Annotated in this window: 28 protein-coding genes; 15 read left to right on the forward strand and 13 right to left on the reverse strand. The window is 31.1% G+C overall.

What is annotated here, in order from left to right:
• The first annotated feature begins 46 nt into the window (after positions 1-46).
• The 4 genes from EV02_RS01775 to EV02_RS01760 are packed head-to-tail and all read left to right on the forward strand — an operon-like array spanning position 47 to position 2,215.
• Positions 47-262: a DUF2997 domain-containing protein gene (locus EV02_RS01775; protein WP_032520122.1), complete on the forward strand. Its 216-nt coding sequence runs from the start codon at positions 47-49 to the stop codon at positions 260-262.
• Complete coding sequence (locus EV02_RS01770; protein WP_032520123.1) at positions 249-641, forward strand: DUF1257 domain-containing protein; 393 nt, start codon at positions 249-251, stop codon at positions 639-641. Before EV02_RS01775 ends, EV02_RS01770 begins: the two co-directional genes overlap by 14 nt.
• 9 nt (positions 642-650) lie before the next feature.
• The gene (locus EV02_RS01765; protein WP_032520124.1) at positions 651-1,010 is read left to right on the forward strand and encodes a ferredoxin; all 360 of its coding nucleotides are present in this window, start codon (positions 651-653) and stop codon (positions 1,008-1,010) included.
• Between the two features lie 11 nt (positions 1,011-1,021).
• Positions 1,022-2,215 carry an aldo/keto reductase gene (locus EV02_RS01760; RefSeq protein WP_032520125.1) on the forward strand — a complete coding sequence of 398 codons (1,194 nt, stop codon included), beginning with the start codon at positions 1,022-1,024 and terminating at the stop codon, positions 2,213-2,215.
• Between the two features lie 2 nt (positions 2,216-2,217).
• Here the strand turns inward: EV02_RS01760 and rsmG are convergent, their stop codons facing one another.
• Positions 2,218-2,931, reverse strand: coding sequence for a 16S rRNA (guanine(527)-N(7))-methyltransferase RsmG (gene rsmG / locus EV02_RS01755; protein WP_032520503.1), 714 nt, complete (start codon positions 2,929-2,931; stop codon positions 2,218-2,220).
• 89 nt (positions 2,932-3,020) lie between these two features.
• Here rsmG and EV02_RS01750 point away from each other — a divergent pair, with 89 nt between their 5' ends.
• Both EV02_RS01750 and EV02_RS01745 read left to right on the forward strand, forming a co-directional pair.
• On the forward strand, positions 3,021-3,461 hold the full coding sequence (locus EV02_RS01750; protein WP_032520126.1) for a J domain-containing protein: 441 nt from the start codon (positions 3,021-3,023) through the stop codon (positions 3,459-3,461).
• A 17-nt stretch (positions 3,462-3,478) separates the two neighbouring features.
• Positions 3,479-3,736: a DUF3143 domain-containing protein gene (locus tag EV02_RS01745; RefSeq protein ID WP_032520127.1), complete on the forward strand. Its 258-nt coding sequence runs from the start codon at positions 3,479-3,481 to the stop codon at positions 3,734-3,736.
• Positions 3,737-3,744: 8 nt separating this feature from the next.
• On the opposite strand, the gene bioA is transcribed toward EV02_RS01745, so the two are convergent.
• The 5 genes from bioA to EV02_RS01720 are packed head-to-tail and all read right to left on the reverse strand — an operon-like array spanning position 3,745 to position 8,312.
• On the reverse strand, positions 3,745-5,046 hold the full coding sequence (gene bioA / locus EV02_RS01740; protein WP_032520129.1) for an adenosylmethionine--8-amino-7-oxononanoate transaminase: 1,302 nt from the start codon (positions 5,044-5,046) through the stop codon (positions 3,745-3,747).
• The gene (gene bioD / locus EV02_RS01735) at positions 5,047-5,712 is read right to left on the reverse strand and encodes a dethiobiotin synthase (protein WP_032520130.1); all 666 of its coding nucleotides are present in this window, start codon (positions 5,710-5,712) and stop codon (positions 5,047-5,049) included. It abuts the gene before it with no gap.
• Positions 5,709-6,479 carry a methyltransferase domain-containing protein gene (locus EV02_RS01730; RefSeq protein ID WP_032520131.1) on the reverse strand — a complete coding sequence of 257 codons (771 nt, stop codon included), beginning with the start codon at positions 6,477-6,479 and terminating at the stop codon, positions 5,709-5,711. Before EV02_RS01730 ends, bioD begins: the two co-directional genes overlap by 4 nt.
• Positions 6,472-7,176, reverse strand: a complete 705-nt coding sequence (locus tag EV02_RS01725) for a hypothetical protein (RefSeq protein ID WP_032520132.1) — start codon at positions 7,174-7,176, stop codon at positions 6,472-6,474. The genes EV02_RS01730 and EV02_RS01725 overlap by 8 nt, the downstream gene beginning before the upstream one ends.
• The gene (locus EV02_RS01720; RefSeq protein ID WP_032520133.1) at positions 7,173-8,312 is read right to left on the reverse strand and encodes an aminotransferase class I/II-fold pyridoxal phosphate-dependent enzyme; all 1,140 of its coding nucleotides are present in this window, start codon (positions 8,310-8,312) and stop codon (positions 7,173-7,175) included. Before EV02_RS01720 ends, EV02_RS01725 begins: the two co-directional genes overlap by 4 nt.
• A 132-nt stretch (positions 8,313-8,444) precedes the next feature.
• Here EV02_RS01720 and EV02_RS01715 point away from each other — a divergent pair, with 132 nt between their 5' ends.
• Positions 8,445-11,171 (forward strand): DEAD/DEAH box helicase, encoded by a 2,727-nt coding sequence (locus EV02_RS01715; protein WP_032520134.1) that lies wholly within the window; start codon positions 8,445-8,447, stop codon positions 11,169-11,171.
• 9 nt (positions 11,172-11,180) lie between these two features.
• Here the strand turns inward: EV02_RS01715 and EV02_RS01710 are convergent, their stop codons facing one another.
• The gene (locus EV02_RS01710; protein WP_032520135.1) at positions 11,181-12,566 is read right to left on the reverse strand and encodes a class II fumarate hydratase; all 1,386 of its coding nucleotides are present in this window, start codon (positions 12,564-12,566) and stop codon (positions 11,181-11,183) included.
• Between the two features lie 48 nt (positions 12,567-12,614).
• The gene (purB, locus tag EV02_RS01705; protein ID WP_032520136.1) at positions 12,615-13,910 is read right to left on the reverse strand and encodes an adenylosuccinate lyase; all 1,296 of its coding nucleotides are present in this window, start codon (positions 13,908-13,910) and stop codon (positions 12,615-12,617) included.
• Positions 13,911-14,192: 282 nt separating this feature from the next.
• Between purB and EV02_RS01700 the strand changes: the two genes are divergently transcribed.
• Entirely contained in the window at positions 14,193-15,005 is an 813-nt protein-coding gene (locus EV02_RS01700; protein ID WP_032520137.1) for a TlyA family RNA methyltransferase, read from the forward strand.
• Between the two features lies 1 nt (position 15,006).
• Here the strand turns inward: EV02_RS01700 and EV02_RS01695 are convergent, their stop codons facing one another.
• Both EV02_RS01695 and EV02_RS01690 read right to left on the reverse strand, forming a co-directional pair.
• Positions 15,007-15,345, reverse strand: a complete 339-nt coding sequence (locus EV02_RS01695) for a P-II family nitrogen regulator (protein WP_032520138.1) — start codon at positions 15,343-15,345, stop codon at positions 15,007-15,009.
• 24 nt (positions 15,346-15,369) lie between these two features.
• Positions 15,370-15,615, reverse strand: a complete 246-nt coding sequence (locus tag EV02_RS01690; RefSeq protein ID WP_032520139.1) for a hypothetical protein — start codon at positions 15,613-15,615, stop codon at positions 15,370-15,372.
• A gap of 189 nt (positions 15,616-15,804) precedes the next feature.
• Here EV02_RS01690 and queF point away from each other — a divergent pair, with 189 nt between their 5' ends.
• Entirely contained in the window at positions 15,805-16,215 is a 411-nt protein-coding gene (queF, locus tag EV02_RS01685) for a preQ(1) synthase (RefSeq protein WP_032520140.1), read from the forward strand.
• Here the strand turns inward: queF and EV02_RS01680 are convergent.
• The 3 genes from EV02_RS01680 to EV02_RS01670 all read right to left on the reverse strand — a co-directional run bounded on the left by EV02_RS01680 (position 16,212) and on the right by EV02_RS01670 (position 19,473).
• Positions 16,212-17,498, reverse strand: a complete 1,287-nt coding sequence (locus EV02_RS01680; RefSeq protein ID WP_032520141.1) for a cytochrome c biogenesis protein ResB — start codon at positions 17,496-17,498, stop codon at positions 16,212-16,214. The two genes, queF and EV02_RS01680, sit on opposite strands and share 4 nt — an antisense overlap.
• Positions 17,499-18,155 carry a cytochrome c biogenesis protein CcdA gene (locus EV02_RS01675; RefSeq protein WP_032520143.1) on the reverse strand — a complete coding sequence of 219 codons (657 nt, stop codon included), beginning with the start codon at positions 18,153-18,155 and terminating at the stop codon, positions 17,499-17,501.
• A gap of 82 nt (positions 18,156-18,237) precedes the next feature.
• Positions 18,238-19,473: an FtsW/RodA/SpoVE family cell cycle protein gene (locus tag EV02_RS01670; protein WP_032520144.1), complete on the reverse strand. Its 1,236-nt coding sequence runs from the start codon at positions 19,471-19,473 to the stop codon at positions 18,238-18,240.
• Between the two features lie 266 nt (positions 19,474-19,739).
• Between EV02_RS01670 and EV02_RS01665 the strand changes: the two genes are divergently transcribed.
• The 6 genes from EV02_RS01665 (at position 19,740) to atpH (ending at position 22,956) form a co-directional block, all read left to right on the forward strand.
• Entirely contained in the window at positions 19,740-20,216 is a 477-nt protein-coding gene (locus tag EV02_RS01665) for an ATP synthase (protein ID WP_032520145.1), read from the forward strand.
• 23 nt (positions 20,217-20,239) lie between these two features.
• On the forward strand, positions 20,240-20,965 hold the full coding sequence (atpB, locus tag EV02_RS01660) for a F0F1 ATP synthase subunit A (RefSeq protein ID WP_011863567.1): 726 nt from the start codon (positions 20,240-20,242) through the stop codon (positions 20,963-20,965).
• A gap of 164 nt (positions 20,966-21,129) precedes the next feature.
• Positions 21,130-21,375, forward strand: coding sequence for an ATP synthase F0 subunit C (gene atpE, locus EV02_RS01655; RefSeq protein WP_002805169.1), 246 nt, complete (start codon positions 21,130-21,132; stop codon positions 21,373-21,375).
• Positions 21,376-21,443: 68 nt separating this feature from the next.
• Complete coding sequence (locus tag EV02_RS01650; protein ID WP_032520146.1) at positions 21,444-21,905, forward strand: F0F1 ATP synthase subunit B'; 462 nt, start codon at positions 21,444-21,446, stop codon at positions 21,903-21,905.
• Positions 21,902-22,414 (forward strand): F0F1 ATP synthase subunit B, encoded by a 513-nt coding sequence (locus tag EV02_RS01645; protein ID WP_032520147.1) that lies wholly within the window; start codon positions 21,902-21,904, stop codon positions 22,412-22,414. Before EV02_RS01650 ends, EV02_RS01645 begins: the two co-directional genes overlap by 4 nt.
• Positions 22,414-22,956: an ATP synthase F1 subunit delta gene (atpH, locus tag EV02_RS01640; protein ID WP_032520148.1), complete on the forward strand. Its 543-nt coding sequence runs from the start codon at positions 22,414-22,416 to the stop codon at positions 22,954-22,956. Before EV02_RS01645 ends, atpH begins: the two co-directional genes overlap by 1 nt.
• Positions 22,957-22,968 lie beyond the last annotated feature (12 nt).

The following is a 22,968-nucleotide window of genomic DNA, read 5'->3' on the forward strand; positions in this document are numbered from 1 at the left end:
TTTTCGTTATTCTGTATAAAGTAAAAGTGCTTAGTACTTGAATTTAATGCCTCAAAAAACATTGAGATTCAAAATTCATCAAGACGGAAGAGTTGAAGAGACATTAGAAGGTTTTACTGGAAGCTCATGTAATGATGCTACTAGAAAGCTTGAAAATGCTCTTGGTAAAGTAACAGTTAAAAATAAAACTTCTGATGCTTTCATCTCTAATAAAAAAGAACAACTAAAACAATTTAACCACGAATCTAATGTCACACTTTAGTACTATTAAAACTCAGCTCAAAGAAGCAGAGCCATTAATTAAAGCCTTAAATAATCTTGGTTACATAATCAACCAAGAAGAAAAACTTATTAAAGGCTATAGAGGTAGGTTTACAGCTGTTGATATAAGCATGAATTTACCTGGTGATACTAAAGTTGGATTTAAATGGGATAACAATTCAAATTCATATGAATTAGTTACTGATTTAGATTTGTGGAATTTTGAGCTACCTGTCGAAAGATTTATCTCTAAAGTTACTCAAATGTATGCTTATCAAACAATTATTTCCAAAACAAAAGAGGATGGATATCAAATCGTAGAACAAAAAAACCAAAATGATGGCTCTATCGAATTGGTTTTAACCAAGTGGGAGAATTAATCTCAGATTATGGATTTAACAGATCCATTTGATAATTTTGAAGAGATTGTTGAAATTACAGGCTGGGAGCCTGTACTTGGAGGTAAGTTAGCCGAAAAAGCTGTTTGGGTTGATGAGGCTAAATGCATCGGTTGCCAGTATTGTGTACACGTAGCTTCGAACACTTTCATAGTTGATGAATTTCATGGTAGAAGTCGAGCTTTGAGGCAAGATGGAGATAGTTCTGACCTTATACAAGAAGCGATAGATACGTGCCCTGTTGATTGTATTCACTGGGTCAATTTTGAAGAATTAGATGATCTAGAAAATAGTCTTGATAGGGATATGTTTCAATCATTTGGAAAACCACCAAGAATGAATAAGCATTAATTTTTAAAAAGATGCAATATCGGAGATTTGGTCGAACCAATTTGAAGATACCTGTTTTATCTCTAGGAGGTATGAGATTTCAAAAAAGTTGGGAACAATTAGATTTTTCTGAGATTTCAAATGAAGAACAAAATAAAGTAGAAAATATTTTAAATCTAGCTAACAAATATGGCTTAAGTCATGTCGAAACTGCTAAGTATTATGGAACTTCTGAGGTTCAATTAGGAATGGGTTTTAAAAATTTAAATAAAGTCCCTAATATTATACAAACTAAGATCCCTCCAGATAGTGATCCAGAAATCTTTAAGAGAGATGTTATGACAAGTATTGAAAAATTAAAAGTCAAAAAAATTGATTTGCTAGCAATACATGGCATCAACAAAGATGAACATTTACATCATGCTACTAAAGAAGGAGGTTGTATTGACATTTTAAGAAATTTGCAAAAAGAAAATTTAATTGGCTCTATTGGATTTTCAACTCATGGAAGATCTTCACTCATTGAGAAGGCTATATCAACAAACTTTTTTGATTATGTCAATTTGCACTGGTATTTTATCAATCAAGAAAATACAAAGGTTATAAGTTTGGCAAAAAAGTATGATCTTGGGATTTTCATAATAAGTCCCACAGATAAAGGGGGGCATCTTCATACTCCCTCAAACAAAATGTTGGAACTTTGTAAGCCTCTTCATCCTATAGTTTTTAACGATCTTTTTTGCTTAAGAAATCAAAATGTCCATACTCTTAGTGTGGGTATTGCAAAAGAGGCGGATTTTGATTTGCACTTAGAAGCTGTCTCTTTGTTATCAGACTCTGAGAAGTATGTTCCAAAGATAATAAACAGATTAAGGCAGGAATCAATTAATTCTTTGGGTTTAGAGTGGCATCAAAATTGGAATAGAAATTTGCCGAGTTGGGAATATACGCCAGGAAATATTAATATTCCCGTTCTTCTTTGGCTTTCAAATTTAATTGATTGGTTGGATATGGAAGGTTTCGCAAAAGCTAGATATCAATTGCTTGGTAATGGAAGTCACTGGTTCCCAGGAAATAACTCTAATTTATTAGATACTGATGTTTCTGAAGTACAATTATTAAAAGTATTAGAAGGTCATATAAATCCAAAAAAAGTCATAAGAAAATTGAGAACTTTAAAAGAAAAATTTGGGGATAAGAGTGCGAAAAGACTATCAAAAAAATAATTTCATAATGGATTTTTCTCAGGTTTGCCAACTTTTCTTGGGTAAATTTTTGGGCAAATATCTTTTGGTTGAATAAGAATAATATTTCGGGTCCCTTTACTTCTTGGTAACAAAATCTTCTTTTTCTCCTTAAATTTTCCTTCTAATATTTCTAAAGTTTTATCTAGATTTTTACTTTCTTCATCAGTCCATTTCCCACAATATAAAAATCCTAACCCCTCTTTTTTTAGCATTGGTAGTATATATTCTGAAACTGTTGAAGGATTACTCACCGCTCTGGTGGTAGCAATATTGAAACTATTTCTCATTGAAGATTGATGAGCTAAGTTTTCAATACGATCATTGATTACATGAATATTGTTTTTGAGATTGATCTCTTTGATTAAGACTTTTAGCGCATTTGTTTTCTTTTTGGAAGAATCAACTAAGTATATTTCTGAAGTAGGATGAGTTATGGCATAGGCTAAACCTGGGAAGCCACAGCCGGATCCAATATCTAAAAATTTTTTATTATTAAAATTAATATTCGGGAAAGTTTTAAATGGCCAAATGCTGTCAAAAACTTGAGATACCCAATAATCATCACCATTGATCAATCTTGTTAAATTGGTTTTATTATTTAATTCTTGAATTTTAATTTGCAATTCTTGAAACATAATTATCTCTTCTTCAGTTATTAAGGAAAAAATTTCTTCTGGAATGTTTAGTTTCTTCATTTCGTTATAAATATAAATTTTTACCATTCATGTAATACATTCTATTTATTAAAAAGTTATTAGAATTACAATATTAATAAAAGATTATTTTGAAAGGAGAAATTTCTTATTACAAAATTTTAGGTGTAGATGAAAATGCCTCAAATCATGAATTAAGAAAGGCATTTTGTAAACTTTCCATTGAGTTGCATCCTGATACAACTTCTTTGGAAATAGATGAAGCTAAAAGTAAGTTCCAAGATGTATTGGAAGCTTATGAAAATTTAAATAATAGTAATTTGAGGAAAATATATGATGACAAACTAAAGGAAAAATCTAGAAGTAAAAATAATAATAAAGTTTTAAATAATTTAATAATTGATTCAAATAATCAAAATTTAGTAGGTAATAGAAGACCTTTCTCAAATGGGGAATTGTTTTCTTTATTTCTATTATTTATTATCATTTCTATTAGTTTGATTTGTTCAATTTTTATTGCCTCTTTTACTGGCAAAGAATTAGATACTATGCCTATCTGGTTAATAAATTGATACTTTAAAAAAAATCTGTGAATCTTCCTAAAAAACCTATCAACCAACATTCAATTCAATCATTAGAATTGTGGCTAACTGATTTAGGTGCTGTGAAGGATGTTAAAAATCCATCTAAATGGTATCTGTTACTTTCTAATTGGAATGCAACTATTATTTTTGAACAAGAAGATTTAAGTGTTATGTGGGAAAGTGAAGGACAAGAAACTAAAAGACTATTTTCCTACTGCATTAATAGAGAAGATGTGGAAAACGCAATACTCCAGGGACCTTAAATTTCTATCTACAGATTGTCTAAGATTTGCTTTATTATCCAGTAACTTTTTTCTAATTGATCATCAGTTATGCAAAGTGGAGGCAAGAGGTAAATTACATTCCCAAGGGGCCTAATAAATAAACCTTGATCCATTGCAAGACTCTTTATTTTTTTTCCAATATTATTGAAATAACCTTTTTTGTTACCAATATCTAAATCGAAGGCAGCAATTGTGCCGGATACCCTTATCTTTTTTATGTAAGGTAAGCTTTTAAATTTAATTAAATGAGATAGATGTTTTTCTTCAAATGATAGGTATTTCTGTGGTTCTTTTTCTAATAAATCAAGGCTAGCGTTTGCCGCAGCACAACCTAAAGGATTAGCAGTAAAACTATGCCCATGCCAAAAAGTTTTTATTGGGGAATCATCAACAAAGGATTGAAAAATTTTTTCTTTACATAAAGTTATTCCCATCGGTAAAAATCCACCAGTTAAGCCTTTTGAAATACTTATTAAATCAGGCATGATTTTGGCTTTTTGAAATGCAAAAAGGCTTCCGCATCTTCCAAAACCAGTTAATACTTCATCTGCAATTAAAAAAGAATTATTATTTTTTATTGTTTCTGAAACTTTTTTAATAAAATGAGGCCTAACCATATTCATTCCTCCTGCTCCTTGAACAAGTGGCTCAAGGATTACTGCAACTGTGGGAGTTTTAAGTAGAGTTTCTAATTTTTGGATCGCCTCATTTTCTTTATTTTCTACTTCTTCATCGTTCATCCAAGTTGAAGGCCAGGGGACTCTCCTAACTGGGAACATAAGATTATCAAAATTTTCATTAAAAATATTTCTTTCCCCTAAAGCCATTGCTCCAAATGTATCTCCATGATAGGCGCCATCAAAAGCTACTATTTGAGATCTTGTCTCTCCTCTATTTTGCCATGTTTGGAAGGCAATTTTTAAAGCGACTTCCACTGCAGTAGAACCGTTATCAGAAAAGAATAATCTTTCTAATTTTGTTAATGCACTAAGCCTTTCCGCCAATTTTTTTGCCTGAGGATGTAAGAAATCAGCAAATATAACTTGCTCAAGCTTTTTTGATTGATCGAAAATGGCATCCGCAATATATTCGTTACTATGACCATGAAGAGTTACCCACCAACTACTAATTGCATCTATTAGCTCTTTTTTAGGATCTTTAGTAAATAGGAGGGCATCTTTACCGTGAGTTACTTCTATTTGCGGTTTGCTGTTATTGATTTGCGTAAAAGGTGGCCAAATATTTGGGTGCCAATCTTGATTTGGAGTTTTTGAATCCAAAGATTTCATTTAACTTATTTTTGAGTTTAAAAGGGAGATCAACTTATTCTTGATGTCTAGTTCTTTCCATAGTATATCTAAATTATTTGAGTCCATTTTTTTGATGTAAGGAAATTCAGCAATTAACGGAATACCACTAAAATCAACTAGAGTTTTGGGATTATCTAGGTGTTTTTCGCCATTGACTACTAAACCTAAAATCTCAATATTTCTTCGTTGTAAGGCCTCAATACTAAGCAAAGTATGGTTAAGAGTGCCCAGTGAGCTCTTACATACAAGTATTACCGGAAGATTCCATTGTTTTATTTGATCTATTTGCAAAAAATTACGTGTTATTGGAACCATTAATCCACCTGCAGTTTCTACAATTAATGAGCCTCGCACTTTTGGCAATTTCAAGTTGTCAAAGTTAATAGTTTTTTGATCTATTTCAGCAGCCCAATGAGGAGATAGAGGTTTTGTAAAGATATAAGCTTCTTTGATGATTTTCTCTTTACTTACTTGTGTGAGTTTTTCAACAGTTTGACTATCAGTTTGCGATTCAATACCACTTTGAATAGGCTTCCAATAAAAGGAATTTAATCCTTTAACGAAAAAAGAGCTTATTAAAGTTTTTCCAATATCAGTATCTGTTCCGCAGATTATAAATTTGAAAATACTATCATTACTATTCATAATTTCTTTATGATTTGAATCTCAATTTGCCATGATAAGTTCACTGTATTATTGTAATTCTTTGGCCAAAACTTTTGAATTGTTTTTAACTCCTTTATTGTTTTGCGTTTACAATTTGTTGATTGTGCCCCCACATTTTTAATGCTTCTAAAAAGCTTAAATACATCTTCAAAATTTTCAACATAATTAAACTTTTCTGAATAATGTATTTCAGTTGATTTGAAATCTTTTAATAATTCTTTAGAGCAAAGGAAATTAAGACCACTGTATTCAATATTAATTTTTCTACAAGTATCTTTCCATTCAGGAAAACTATCTTTTGTTGGAAATGAAATGATTAAAAAACCTCCAGATATTAATTTACTAAACCAATTCTTTATAATTTTTTCTGGGTTGTTTAACCAATGGATGCAAAAGTTAGATGTTAATAGAGAACAGTTATTGATTTCAGGAGGTAAATCATTATTCAAATCCCATAAGATTTTTTTACTAGATAATTTATTCTCAAAAAGCATTTTTTTGCTGAAATCAATTCTGGCTACTTTTTGGGAAGAAAAAATTTTTTCTATTTCATCAGCTAATATTCCTGGTCCTGATCCTAGATCTATCCATTCACCTTTTTTTTGGGGATTTAATTCTTGGATAAATTGAACAATCTTTTTTGCAAAAAATTTCTGAATATTTGAATGCTCGAAATACCGATATGCAGCATCATCGAAATTATTTTTTATTTTCCTATTCCACTTTTTACTATCCATTTCAATCATTAAGTATCTTAAGTAAGATCTCGTGTAAATTTAAATTATTTAAGCAATGACCTTGTTGAGCTAATTTAATTAAAATTGGCTTCGTTTCGAGTGTTTTATTTAAGGCATCTAAAAAGTTATTATTTGATTCGCTGTCAAGAATCATATCATTTTCTGATTTTATAAAAATAATTTTGCAATCGTTTTCTAGAAATACTGGAAAATCTCTATTAATGTAAAGTTGTTTTAAATCGTCTAAAAGAAGAGTTTTATTTAAATTCTCTAAACTTTTATAAAAGATATTTTTAAAACTATTATTCATATGATTTGGCATAAATGATCTATTTATAAATTCTTTCAACATATCCTTAGATTCATCTTTTATGATTTTTGTTTCCATTCTTTTTAGAGACCTCAAAATAAAGTTTCTCTTATTATGTAAAGGAAGAAAATTATTAAAAGAATTTATAAGAACAATATGAGTTGCTTCTTTTAAGATTTTTTTTTGCATTAAATGAAAACCAAATGAATGGCATAAAGTCATTCTGATTTCTTTTTTAGATTCGCTTTTAATCCATTCTGCTTGATAATTATTTTTTGAAAAATAGCCCCTTTCATTATCTTGCCAATGCCAATTATTATTTAAAAAATCAACTTTATAATCATCCCAGAAATATTTATTTAGTCCCCAGCCATGTTGAGTAATAATTTGTTTCATTTAAACTCTTTTAATACTGCAATGAAATTTTTTAGCAGATTAAAATCTAAGTTTCTTCGTATTGTTATTCTGATTCTTGATTGCCCCACTGGAACAGTTGGAGGTCTTATCGCAATTGCTAAAAACCCATTTTCTTCGAGATATTTTTGTAGATAAATTGCCTGCTCTTCTTGGCCAATAATAATTGATAAAATGTGAGAATCTCCCTGAACTGGAAAACTAAAATTTTTAATAATTTCTTTTTTCCATATCTTCGCAGACGATAACAGATCATTTCCCCATTCTTTATTTTCTAAAATTCTTTTTAAACCTTCTAACGCTCCAGCCGCTAAAGATGGCGCAAGAGCAGTTGTGTACCTAAATGCACCACTTGTTTGGATAAGATATTCACCAATTTCTGAATTAGAAGCTATGAACGCTCCACCGCTCCCAAATGCTTTTCCAAAAGTTCCAGTAATCATAGTTACATCTGAACGGTAATTAAAACTTAAACCCCTGCCTTCAGGGCCCAAAATCCCAATTGCATGGGCTTCGTCAACTAATAATTGAACACTATTTTTTTTGCAAATTTCCGTTATTTCTCTGAGCGGAGCGATTGATCCCTCCATGCTATAAAGAGATTCGACAACAACTAAAATGGAATTTTTTGTGGGGTTAGATTTAATAATTTTATCTTCCAAATCTATTAAATTATTGTGTGAAAATCTAACAAGTTTTGCTTGAGCAGCTTTAACTCCAACCAATAGAGAGTTATGGATCAATTTATCTGCTATTACGATACTATTTCTGTTAGCCAAAGCCTGTATAGCGGCTATATTTGCTTGAAACCCGCTTGGGAAAAGTAATACTTTCTCTTGATCAAGCCACTTGGCAAGTTCTGTTTCTAATAATTTATGTATTGGTCTTGAACCTGTAATAAACCTAGAGCTTCCTGAACCAATACCTTCTAACATGCTTATTTCGTAAGCAGCTTTTATTAAATCCTTGTCTCTACTTAATCCAAAATAATCATTGCTGGATAAGTCTATAAGTTTTTTATTTTGCGAATTTAAACTTAGAAGTTCGAATGATTTTTTACCTAAAGAAAATGTTTTTAATTTACGGATTCTATTTTTTGGAATTTTTATTTTTTTCATGTTGGCAAAAAAAATATAGTGGATTTAATTAAAAAGATTTAGTATTAAAGTTTGCAAGGTTTTTTTTGTTTATTAATATCTATATAGATCTTATATTAAGAAGTTAACTCATCCTCTCTTCAATCACAATTATTGCTTAATTTAGAGGAATATTTTCCCTTTCCGCTAGATGATTTCCAATTAGAAGCAATACGAGCTATTAATAGCGGAAATTCTGTTGTTTTAACGGCACCAACAGGCTCAGGTAAAACATTGATAGGTGAATTTGCTATATATAGAGGCTTATCTCATGAAAGCAGAGTTTTTTATACAACACCTTTAAAAGCCCTATCAAACCAAAAGTTTAGAGATTTTGCTAATCAATATGGTGAGAATAAAGTTGGTCTTTTAACTGGAGATATAAGTATAAATAGAGAGGCACCAATCTTAGTCATGACTACTGAGATTTTTAGAAACATGCTTTATGGTGAATTTGATGAATTTGATGATCCTTTAGAAAATTTAGAATCTGTTATTCTTGATGAATGTCATTATATGAATGACCCTCAAAGAGGCACAGTTTGGGAAGAAACTATAATCCATTGCCCTACTAGAACTCAAATAATAGCTTTATCAGCAACAATAGCCAATGCAGATCAACTACAAAAATGGATAGAAAAAGTTCATGGGCCCACAGTACTTATTAATAGTAATAAGAGACCAGTCCCACTTGATTTTATTTTTTGTAGTGTTAAAGGCCTCCATCCACTTTTAAATAATAAGGGTAATGGAATCCATCCAAACTGTAAGATTTGGAGAGCTCCTAAAGGGCAGAAAATGAGAGGAAAAGTGGGCAGGATAATGCAACCAAAGTCTCCCTCCATTGGCTTTGTGATCTCGAAACTAGCTGAAAGAAATATGTTGCCAGCTATTTATTTTATTTTTAGTAGAAGAGGATGTGACAAGGCTATTGAGAATATTAAAGATTTAACTTTAGTAAGTTATTCAGAAGCAAGTATGATATCCCAAAAATTAGATGTTTATCTTAAAAATAATCAGGAAGCAATTAAAGACAAATCTCAATGCGAGGCATTAAAACGCGGTATTGCATCCCATCATGCTGGATTATTACCTGCATGGAAAGAATTGGTTGAGGAATTATTTCAGCAAGGTTTAATAAAAGTTGTTTTTGCAACTGAAACTCTTGCTGCCGGAATAAATATGCCCGCAAGAACAACTGTTATTTCTTCTTTATCAAAAAGGACTGAAGATGGGCATAGATTATTATTTAGCAGTGAATTTTTGCAAATGTCAGGAAGAGCTGGAAGAAGAGGAAAAGATACCCAGGGATATGTTCTTACTTTACAAACAAGATTCGAAGGTGCCAAAGAAGCAAGTGCACTGGCTATTAGCAAACCGAATTCTTTAGAGAGTCAATTCACTCCTAGCTATGGAATGGTACTTAATCTTTTACAAAGTTATACTTTAGAGAAGTCTAAAGAATTAATCAAAAGAAGTTTTGGTAGTTTTTTATATTTAGGTGAATCCTCAGGGGAGAATATAATTCTTGAAAATTTAGATAAGGATTTAATTGAATTAAAAAAAATTACATCTAATGTTTCTTGGAAAGATTTTGATGCCTACGAAAACTTAAAAAATCGTCTTAAAGAAGAGAGAAGACTCTTGAAAATTTTAGAAAAACAAGCAGCAGAAAAATTATCAGAAGAGATAACTAATGCACTCCCATATATTAAAGATGGAAGCTTAATTTCAATCAAAGCTCCTCAAATTAAAAGAAAAATTGTTCCTGGATTAATTTGTAAGAAAATATATGAATCCCAAAAAATTAAGAGTTTATTGTGTTTGACAATTGATAATTTATTTATTCTTATAAAACCCTCATACATAGTAAATATTTTTAATGATTTGGATGCAATTAATATCTTAGGACTTGAAATACCAAAGATGTATTTTTCTGGAGAGGTATTTAGGGGAGATGATATGTCGCAGTGTTATGCAGATCGAATTTTAGAAGTTTCTAAAAAAAATGATTTACAAACTCCACAATATGATTTGACAACGGAAGTTTTGGCACAACAGCAACAAATTAATAATTTAGCAGAAACAGTTACTGATCATCCTGCACATAGATTTGGAGACTCCAAGAAATTAAAGAAATATAGAAAAAGAATTATTGATGTTGAACAAGAAATAAATATGAGAAAAAAATCTCTTGAGGATAAAGAAAATCATAACTGGAGAACTTTTACCGATATGATTAAAATTTTGAATCATTTTGGTTGTTTAAATGATTTGGAATTGACAGAAGTTGGCCAAACAGTTGGTGCAATAAGAAGTGAAAATGAATTATGGATTGGTCTTGTTTTAGTAAGTGGTTATTTGGACGATTTAGATCCTCCTGAGTTAGCTGCAATTATTCAAGCTATATGTGTTGATGTAAGGAGGCCTAATCTTTGGTGTAATTTCAAACCTTCTTTAAAGGTAATAGATGTTTTTAATGAATTAGATGGTTTAAGAAAATTAGTCTCTTTTCAACAAAATAAGTTTCATATTGAAATTCCTATCTATTTAGAAACAGAGTTGACTGGAATTATTGCTGAATGGGCAAGAGGAAAAAAATGGAAAGATTTAGTCTTTAATACTTCATTAGATGAAGGTGATGTAGTGAGGATTATTAGAAGATCAATTGATGTCCTTTCTCAAGTTCAATACTGTATTGGTGTTAGTAATAAATTAAAAAGCAAAGCGAAGCTAGCATTAAAAGCTATTAATCGTTTTCCTGTTTCTGAATCCAATGATCTTATAAAAGTCTCTGAAGATATTAATCCTGCAATTAAAAGAATTGATAATAATTCTTAAATTTTTTAATCAAATCATTGAATTGATATTCATTGCTTCATCAAATTCATCTTCCTTTAAATAACCTAATTTAAGTGTTGCCTCTTTTAAATTTAATGATTCTTTGAAGGCAAGGTTTGCAATTTCAGCTGCTTTTTCATAACCAACTTTTGGGACTATGGCTGTAACCAACATTAGTGAATTTTTTAAATTTAACTTCATTTTCTTTTGATTAGGTTCCATTCCATCAACTAATTTTATTCTGAAGTTTCCTATCGCATTTTTAAGTAATTTTAAACTTGTAAGAATATTAAATCCAATCAGAGGCTTATATTCATTCATCTGTAAAGTGCCGCTAGAATTTGCCATTGAAACTGCATATTCAAGACCCATTATCTGAGTGCAAACCATTGATAAGGCTTCACATTGAGTCGGATTAACTTTACCCGGCATGATGGAACTACCAGGTTCATTTTGAGGGATAATTAATTCATATATTCCTGATCTTGGACCAGAAGATAGAATTTTTATATCATTTGAAATTTTAAATAATACACCTGCTAATATTTTTATCTGACTCATTACTTGAGCTAAACGATCATGCGAGGCCATGATAGAAAAATTATTTTTTGATTTATAGAACATTAGATTAGTGTCATCGGAAATTGATTTTATAGACTCTTCACAAAATCCTTTCGGACAATTAATCCCTGTTCCAACTGCAGTTCCTCCAAGAGGTAGGAAATACAATTCATTCAGACTTATGATTATTGCATTTTCAGCATCTTTAAGTTGCTCTGACCATGCTGATATTTCTTGCCCAAAAGTAAGGGGCACTGCATCTTGAAAATGAGTTCTTCCTATCTTTATAAGGTCTTTCCATTCTTCACTTTTTTTATCAAGGATGTTCGTAAGTTCTCTGATCGTTGGAACTAAATTTTTGATTATTTCATTAACAACAGATATTTGAATAGCAGCAGGAAAAGTATCATTAGTTGACTGAGATTTATTTACATCATCATTCGGATGAATTGGTTGATGACTGCCAAGCTCTGAATTTGTTTTTAATGCTGCAATATTTGAAATTACCTCATTAACATTCATATTTGTTTGCGTGCCACTACCTGTTTGCCAAACCTTTAAGGGAAACTGTGAATCATGAAGTCCATCAAGTATTTCTGTACATGCCTCTACAATCAAATCTTTTTTTCTTTTATCTATAAACCCTAAATTGAAATTCGCAATTGAAGCAGCTTTTTTTATGATGGTGAGTGAATAAATTAACTCAATTGGAATTAATTCTTCTCCAATAGAAAAATTTATTATCGATCTTTGTGTTTGAGCGCCCCACAAAGCTTCAATGGGAACCTCTATAGTTCCCATACTATCTTTTTCAATCCTAAAGTTTTTTGTCATTATTCCTCTGAAAACACTGGTTTAACTTAGATAAGGTTTTCAGTAATCCTAGATACCTAACTTCTCCCATATTACACTTAAATTATTGAGATGAATTGAAGGATTAAAACATTCTTCTAAGTCACTTTGATCAATAAGATCCATTATTTCACTTTCTCTCTCTATATTTTGTTTGAAATTCCCATTTTCAGTATTCCATGCCTGATGCGCATTTTTTTGTACTAAGCTATAAGCCTTTTCCCTAGACAACCCCTTATCTACAAGCAAAAGTAAAACTTTCTGACTAAAGATTACACCACCATATATATTTAAATTTTTGAGCATATTTTTTGGATAAACTTCCAAATTGCTTACTATATCTTTCATTTCCCTGAGCATAAAATGCAAACAGATTGATACGTCAGGTAACATGATACGTTCATTTGAACTATGGCTTATATCTCTTTCGTGCCAAAGTGGAACATTTTCCAGTGCTGTTAAGACGTAACTCCTCAAAATTCTTGCTAAACCGCTTACTCTTTCACTTCGAATAGGATTTCTTTTATGAGGCATGGCAGAACTACCTTTTTGACCTTTTGTAAAGCCCTCCTCAACTTCTAAAACGTCAGTTCTTTGTAAATTTCTTATTTCAGTTGCGAATCTATCTAGAGAAGCGCCAACTAGTGCAATAGTTTGAACATATTCTGCATGCCTGTCTCTCGATATGACCTGCGTACTTGCTGTATCTGGTTTTAAGCCGAGTAAATCACAAGTTATTTGTTCTACTTTGGGATTTGTATTAGCGTAAGTTCCCATTGCACCACTTACTTGTCCAATTGCTACAGATTCTTTCAGTGTTAACAATCTTTTTTTGTTCCTTATTATTTCTGCTAACCATCCAGCAAGTTTAAAACCGAAGGAAATTGGCTCCCCATGAATAGCATGAGATCTGCCAATCATTAATGTATTTTTATGCTTCCTTGCTAATAATCTGACTTCATTTTCTAGGTTCTCAATTTCTTCTAATAACAATTCGCAAGAATCTTTTAATTGAAGAGATAAGCCAGTATCAAGTACATCACTACTGGTCATACCAACATGTATATATCTTCCAGAATCTCCTACAAATTCATTAACGCTTGTAAGAAATGCTATGACATCATGTTTAACTTCTTTCTCAATTTCTGTAATTCTAGATTCATCAAACTTTGCATTTGAACGTATCTCTTTCATGGCATTCTCAGGAATTTTCCCCAGGGAAAAATTTGCTTCACATGCAGCTATTTCAACCTTAAGCCAACTCTGGAATTTTGCGCTATCAGTCCAGATTTTCCCCATTTCGGGTAATGTGTAACGCTCGATCACAATTTTTATTAATTATCAACTTAAACTTTATAACCAAAATCGAATTATTGCTCTATACCTTAAAGATGTACTTGCCATTGAACATATTTGACTGGCTATTATTTTCTTATGTAACATTTTTCCGGCTAATTTAGAAAGCTTAAATATAAAAATGTTTGTTTTTATTCCTTTCGTTAATAATGGGTAATTTTTTAGTTCTTACTTAAAATTGGAAGGTATTAAAGAATTTGGATCTTAATCTTGAAGAAGTTCATTATTCAGTCTTTTTTTATTTATTAATAGATGATTAAAAAAAGTAGATTAGACCTTTATCTTCTAAAAAGTGGTTTATGTGAAACTCGTCAAAAAGCCCAAGGTTTAATTCTTGCTGGCAAGGTAAGAGATATTAATGGAAAAGTATGGGATAAACCTGGACAACAAGTAATAATTGGATCTGAATTTTTTATTGATTCCGAACCTATGTTTGTTTCAAGGGGTGGCGAAAAATTAATGGAGGCATTTAATAAACTTGAAATTAAAGTAAAAGATAAAATATGTATTGACGCAGGAATCTCTACCGGGGGATTTACTGATTGCTTATTGCAACAAGGAGCAAAGTTAGTTTATGGGATAGATGTTGGTTATGGGCAGACTGCATGGAAGATTAGAAATAACCCAAAAGTCATACTTTTTGAACGAACTAATATTCGAAATTTAAAACCTAATGATCTTTTATCTAGAAGTAATGAATTACCAAATTTTGCGGTTGCTGATTTGTCTTTTATTTCATTAAAATTAGTTTTTAAATCAATTGGTAATTTATTAAAAGGTGATTGTATTGAGGGAATATTTTTAATTAAACCCCAATTTGAGGTGGGTAAAGATAAAGTCAGTAAAGGAGGCGTTGTTCGCAATCCTAAATTCCATACTGAAGCTATAGAGTCTGTAATTTATGCTGCTAACAATTTCCAATGGAATATAAAGAATTTGATAGCTTCTCCTCTAGTAGGTCCTGCTGGAAATCATGAATATTTAGCTTGGATGACCTTAGGAAGTCAATCAAATAAAAGGATTAATAGTGAATATATACAAAATTTAGTAAAAGAAACTCTTTGAATTAAAGAGCTTCTTCGTCTTTGTCGCCAGTTCTAATTCTTACAACAGAATCAATTGATGTGATGAATATTTTTCCGTCGCCTATCTCTCCAGTTTTTGCTGCTTGAGCAATCGCATCTAGGACTGAATTAACCTTTTCATCTTCCACAACAACCTCTACTTTAAGTTTCTGCAGGAATTCAACAGTAAATTCTGAACCTCTATATCTTTCAACTTGTCCTTTTTGTCTTCCAAAACCTCTGACTTCACTTACTGTCATTCCAACAATACCAGAGTTTACTAATGCAATTTTTACATCCTCCAGCTTAAATGGACGTATGATTGCTTCAATTTTCTTCATGATTAAGGATTGAATATTATTATTTTAATCGTTTTTTGGGAAAACATCCAACATTGAAATATCAGAAAAACATTTAATATCAAGGCCTGCACTCGTGGCGTCTTCAATTAATAATTGGGAATTTTCTTCAGAGATTATAACTGTACTATTTGACAGTGATTCCCACTGATCATTCTCAAAATGTGTTTGAAGCCATAACATTCCAATTGCGCTTTTTGGTTGAAGGGATTTATTTAAATTGTTATCGATAGTTATTAAACAAATGTCCATTAATTTTTAATTGAACTAAACACATATAACCCTTTTAACTGACATTATGAATGTTGCTATTGATACAAAAATAAGATTTAACAGCTTTTGACATAGTCAATTGTAATACTTAGATTTGTTGATACTTTTGCGAATTTATATCATTGTATATAGTTTTTATATAGGTTTAGTAAAAAAGTTCTACTGAAAATGAGTACAGCTAAATTAGAAGATACAACTCAAAGACCGCTATATGGTGAAAGAATTATTGAAGAATCAAAAATAATTTGTTTCGATAATCCAAACAAGAAAAGAATTTATGAAATTTCTATTCAGTTGCCTGAATTTACATGTAAGTGCCCCTTTTCTGGTTATCCAGATTTTGCAAAGCTAAATATTATTTATCAACCTAATTTGAAAGTTTATGAGTTGAAGTCTTTAAAGCTTTATATTAATAATTTTAGGGATATAAAAATATCACATGAGGAAGTTGTGAATAGAATTATGGATGATTTAGTGAATGAAGGTTCACCTCACTGGATACATTTAAATGCTGCATTTAACCCAAGAGGGAATGTTTCTATGCAGTTAGATATTTTTAGTGGGCAGAAAAGAAATTAAAAATTTTTTATTTCATCTGATAACTTAAAAAATTCTTTTTTAAAACCAACTAGATTTTTATTACTAAGGCCTCCAATAGATAACTTTTTTGATTCTTTATTTACCAGAATCCATAATTGGTTAGTTGGTATAAGACTTATTATTGTTCCAAAAATTATTAAGATAAAAGAAAAATAAATAAATGGTATAGACGGATCATTTTTAATTATTAATCCACTGCTGGGGATTATTTTTTTCAGAGATACTTTTGAAGAGTTAACTTCTAAAGGATCGCCATTGATAAAGAGATTATTCCCGGAAAAATTTTCTATATTCGAAATTTTAAGTGGACCATTTTCATTATCTATTGTTAAAAGGAAATTTTTTTTAGTCTCCGATCCTAGTTCAACTAAAACTCCCCAAACTTGATTACCGATTTCTGGAATCTCCTTTAATTGTAATTGATAAAGGATATTATCTATTTCTAAAACAACATTTGATATTGCCCAATCTGCTTGATAAATAGTTAATCCTTTAAACCTGATTGGGTGATTAACTTTGGTTGTTTTTATTTCATTTAAATTAAGATCTTCAGAAGAAAAATTTAATTTTGAAATAAACTGTTTTGGCACACCATCACTTTCACGTTCTATAGAAAAATCGACTAATTTTACATTCGCTTTTGAGTTTGTGCTCTCATTGACAAGATCTAAAGTTTCTCCAGGCAGTAAATATTGTTCTTTTGATTGACTTGTAAAACTTCCATATGCTGAACCTATAAGTAAGACTATTAATCCGATATGTACAACTAAAGGACCGATTTTTCCAATTAAACCCTTTCTTGCAGAAATATGACTATGAAATTTGTATGTTTTCCATCCTTTTTTTTTAAGTAATAAATCTACTTTTGCTATATGTTCTCCATCTTGATTGATTGGATAACTTGTAGTTAGTTGCAGTTTGCTAAATTTTTTTTCGCTATTATATTCAATCCATTTTAATGAAGCTTTTAATGAAGGAATTTGCCTCCTGAAACTACAAGCTGCAAGAGAAATGCAAAGAAGAATTAATGTAAATAAAAACCAAAAGCTTGTATATATATGATCCAATTGAAGTTTTAAGACTTTTTCTCCATCTAAAAATCCAAAAATGGGAGCACTATCGAAATTATTAATATAGAATTTATTATTACTACCTTGAGGTATAAAAGTACCTATTCCACTTGCAATAGCAATGAAGATTATCAGCGATATAGCGAATCTTAAACTTGATATTTTTAAAATAAGATTCTTAAAAATAATCATTTAAATCCAATTTGAAAATAAATTTAATAGCCCTAGGGAAACTAAAAATATCCCACTTAAAGTCGGAATTATTTGACTAAATTTTCTAAGAGCTAAAAATTGCTTTAAGTTTTCTGCAGTTGCTCCTGCAATGATTAATGGAGTTACTTGGCCTATCCCAAAGAAAAATAAAAAAATAATAGATATTATCGGGTTTTTAGCTTGCGATACCCAAGCCAAAAGAGTTGCCAAAACTGGAGTAATGCAAGGTGAAGAAGCTAGTCCAAAAGTAGTCCCTATGGCAAAAGGTGCTATAAATGTTGGTATTTTATCTTCAATTATTTTTATATCAGGTCCATTCGGAAATTGAAACTTTAGAATTCCTAATAAATTTAAACCCATTATTATTGCTAATAAGGCAACAAATGAAGTGTAATAAGATGGAATTTGCCCATATATTTTACCTAAGAATCCACTCGCAGCCCCCAGTGCAACAAGCGAAAAAACTACACCTCCTGAAAAACTAATAATTTTAAATTTATTTTTCTCTGTTCCGCCTATATAAGCAATAGTCACTGGCAGTAATGATAATGAACATGGCCCAAGACTTGTTAAAAGTCCTGCGCTGAAAACCAAAAATATAGTAAATGGACCAGGACTATTAAGACCATTCTGCATAAGCAGATTACCCTTTTGAGATAATTCTGAAATAACTAAATTAAATGATTCGATAGCTTGAATTTAATCCTTTAAATTCTAACTAATTAAGAGTCTTTCGTGTACTAATCATTCCAATGAATCCTGTTGACTCTAATGAACATCTAACTAGCATCCCTGCAATAAAAAAAGACGCTATTAATGAATTGCCACCATAACTAATGAAAGGTAGTGGTAACCCTGTAGTAGGCATTGAACCTGTTGCTACAGCAATATGCATTATTGATTGACCTGTCAACAACACACCACATCCCATAGCAACTAATTTTGTATAATTGTTCCTGCACTTAAGACTAATTCTTAGGCTTACATAAGAGAATAATGCTAAAAATCCTAAGAATAAAGTACACCCCAATAAACCAAATTCTTCCGCAAAAATTGCAAAAATAAAATCTGTATACATGAACGGCAGATATTGTAATTTTTGTATCGACAGTCCAAAACCTTGACCAAATAGACCACCTGAACCTATAGCTAATAAACTTTGAACCAATTGAAATCCATTTTCTTGTTGATCTTTCCAAGGATTTATAAATGAAGTAACTCTCAGTTTTTGATATTCGTTATTAAGGATGCTGATACATCCAGTAATTAATCCCATTGAAGCAAATGAGCAAAGAGAGCTAAGTTTTACTTCTCCACATAAACCCATTACCCAAAGAAGAATTCCAGTTAATGATGCAGTACTTAAATTAGGCTGTTTAAGTATTAAAAAAATTAATAAACCAAAGGTTATAATTGAAATTAATTTTTTATCATTCTTTACTAGATTCCAATGTGCGAAAAGATTAGAAGCTTCTAGAATTAAAAAAGGTTTAATTAATTCAGATGGCTGGAGACGTAAATTGCCAAGCACTAGCCATCTTGAAGATCCATTAACTGTAATTCCAGTAAGATTGGTAAGTAAAATCAAAAAGAATAAAATATAAAAAATAATTCTTGAAAACTTTAAAAGATTTCTAATGTCTGTATTAAGTACGAAATAAAATAAACCAATTCCGGGAATTGTCCAAATGATTTGTTTTTTCAAGAAGTAAGCCCAATTTCCCATTTCCCTACTAGCCACCCACCAACTTGATGATCCTAGTATGCATATTCCTAATATTGACCAAATGCCAATGATGACAATGAGGATTTTTGCTTCATAAGGCCATATCGACCAAGGTAAGGGAAATATAGACTCTGTTAAATTGCTGAAATTTTTTTTGTAATTAGAACTAAAGGTTTTTTTTCTTTTAGAAATTCTTTTATATTTTATTTTTTCTTGACTTATCTCCAATTTTTTAGATGTATATTTACTATTGAGACGTTTAATTGAGATTTTGCCAAGTCTTTTATTAAGGTATTAAAGTGTTAAAGCAATTCAAAAGATGACTTTTCATAAATTTTATTTTTGAAGAATAAAGTAAAAAATGGCCTACAGATTCATTATAAATCTTAAGAATTAATTTTTTATAAAAAAAAACTAGCTAAAAGGGACCTCTCCGTGATAGATTCCGTGAGTTTATATACTTACTTAAAACCATTCAGAGGGGTTTCTAAACTATGTTCACATCAGTGGACTCAAATAGAAAAAAACTTGAGCATCCTTCTAATGAGAATGTTCAATTTCCTCAATCCCTGAATAATTCGATCATTAAAGAAAGTAAATCTGGCATTGCCAATCAAATAGATCATTTGCTTTCCCAAAATGATGAATACACAAAATTGCAATTAACAATTTTTGGAATTACTTTTATTGTTTCAATTTTATTAGCATCAATAACAGGAATTTTTCTAGGCTTTACTTTTGGTTTTAGTATTTTTATAGGTGCAATTGCCGGAATTTTTTACCTTCGTTTGCTTGCCAAAAGTATAGGGAAACTTGGTAAAGAATCATCAGGTGTATCAAAATTGCAACTATTAGTTCCAGTTTGTCTCTTTATTTTTGCGAGCAAGCTAGGATATTTGGATATTTTTCCTGCAATGATAGGTTTTTTTATTTATAAGCCTTCACTCATTCTTTATTTTTCACGTTCTTAAGTAAATTTTTTTATTCAAAACAAATGTTTTTTAATTCCTTGCTAACAAATTTTGCAGCATTAGAAGTTGGTCAACATCTTTATTGGCAAATTGGAAATATCAGACTTCATGGGCAGGTATTTTTAACATCTTGGATTTTATTAGGAGCGTTATTAGTTTTTATTTCTTTAGGAACTAAAAAAATGGAAAATGATCCTAAAGGCCTTCAAAATCTGCTTGAGTTCCTCTGGGATTACATAAGAGATCTTGCTAGGACGCAAATAGGTGAAAAAGTTTATAGAGATTGGATGCCATTTATAGGGACTTTATTTTTATTCGTCTTTGTTAGTAATTGGGGAGGGGCTTTAATTCCTTGGAGATTGATTAAGTTACCAAGTGGAGAATTAGGAGCACCTACTGCAGATATCAATACAACTATAGCCTTGGCTTTACTGGTTTCACTTTCTTATTTCTATGCAGGTTTAAGCAATAAGGGTTGGAGATACTTCGAATACTATGTTCACCCAACTCCGATTATGCTTCCTTTCAAAATTCTAGAGGACTTTACGAAACCATTATCACTTTCTTTCAGGCTATTTGGAAATATTTTGGCTGATGAACTTGTTGTTGGAGTTCTAGTCTTTTTAGTTCCGCTAATTCTCCCAATACCTGTTATGTTCCTAGGATTATTTACTAGTGCAATTCAGGCATTGATTTTTGCAACTTTAGCAGCTTACTACATTGGAGAAGCTGTTGAAGAACATCATTAGCTGTTTTCTGATACATTCAGACGCTTTTACAAAGGGTCTGTAATCTGGCAAAATATCTAATCGCGTAGGTCTGAAAATATCAGACCCATTCTTAAAACAAAGGATGTCCAAGCGTGTATGACAACAAAGATTATCACAAGTATTAAGCTCTTTATTTCAAAATTATGGATTCGATTACTTCCGCTGCATCAGTTGTAGCTGCTGGTTTAGCAGTTGGTCTAGGTGCTATTGGCCCAGGTCTTGGACAAGGTAACGCAGCTCAAGGTGCTGTTGAGGGTATTGCCCGTCAGCCAGAAGCTGAAGGTAAAATCAGAGGAACTCTTCTTTTGTCTTTCGCTTTCATGGAGTCATTAACAATTTACGGATTAGTTGTGGCTTTGGTACTACTTTTTGCGAATCCTTTTTCCTAAAAGTTAATATTGCTTCTAATTCTTATTAGCAATATTTAAATTTAATTTTTTAACTTCAACTGAATCATATGTTGGCCTTTAATTTTTTTGGTGCTACAGAAGGTGGATTATTCGATATAAATGCCACTTTGCCACTAATGGCAATACAAGTAGTTGCGCTTACTTACATATTAAATTCTCTCTTTTTTAAGCCTGTTGGCAAAGTTGTAGAAAAAAGAGAAAAGTTTGTAAGTAATAATATTATTGAGGCCAAAAATAAACTTTCTGAGGTTAAAAAATTAGAAGCTGATTTATTAACCCAGCTTCAAAGTGCTCGTACAGAAGCCCAAAGAATTGTGAGCGAAGCTGAAAATGAGTCTGACAAGCTTTATAAAGAAGCACTAGAACTTGCTAATAACGAAGCAAATGCTTCAAAAGAAAAGGCAAGACTAGAAATTGAAAGTCAAACGTCCGCTGCTCGTGATCAACTTTCTAAACAGGCTGATGATCTAAGCGAACTTATTGTTAATAGATTGATTCTAGAAAAATGAATTTAACTCTTTTAGCTACAGAAGGTTTTGGATTGAACTTCAATTTATTCGAAACTAATATCCTTAATTGGGCTGTAGTGGTTTTCGGTCTTTATAAATTTTTGCCTGGTTTCTTAGGTAAAATGCTTCAAAAAAGGAGAGAAGGAATCCTTCTTGAATTAAAAGATGCTGAAGATCGACTTCTAAATGCAACTCAAGCTTTAGAAAAGGCGAATAAAGATTTATCTTTAGCAGAAGAAAAAGCTTCTCAAATAAAAGCAGATTCTATTAAAAGATCTGAATCAATCAGAATGGAAAGTGAGAAAAAAGCAATAGAGGAGATGGCACGAATTAAACAAAGTGCAATTTCTGATGAGAGCTCTGAAGCATCTAGAGCAATTTCTCAACTACGAAAAGAAGCTGTTGAACTGGCAATTAAGAAAGCTTTAGAATCTCTCCCAAATCGACTTGATAAAACAACTCAAGAAAATTTGGTAACTCAATCAATTAACAATATTGAGGTGAACTAATGCCACTTTTAAATTCAGTTACTACACCATACGCAGAGGCATTACTTCAAGTTGTAAATGAAAATTCTCAAACTGAAGAGATGGTTTCTGAGGTTAAACAACTTTTGGAATTAATAAATGATTCCCCTGAATTGGAGAAGACATTATCCTCTCCTATTTTAGAGACAGATGCTAAGAAGAAAATCATTATTGAAATTTTTTCAAATAAGGTTAATTCTTCTTTACTGAATTTCTTAAAATTATTGGCCGATAGGCAAAGAATTGGAATCCTCACTTCAATTCTTGATAGGTTTTTAGAGATTTACCGAGAAAATAGTAATATTGCTTTGGCAACTGTTACTTCTGCAGTCGAGCTTACTGATGAACAGAAAGGTTTAATTACCAAAAAGATCATCAATATTGCTGGAACAGAAAAATTAGAACTTGTAACTAAAATCGACCCATCTCTTATTGGTGGTTTCGTCGCCAGTGTAGGATCAAAAGTAATTGATGCTTCCCTTGCTTCACAAATTAGAAAACTTGGCTTGTCCCTTTCCAAGTAACTTTTAAATCAA

The organism is Prochlorococcus marinus str. SB (assembly GCF_000760115.1).
In the GTDB taxonomy this organism is placed as follows: Bacteria; Cyanobacteriota; Cyanobacteriia; order PCC-6307; family Cyanobiaceae; genus Prochlorococcus_A; species Prochlorococcus_A marinus_D.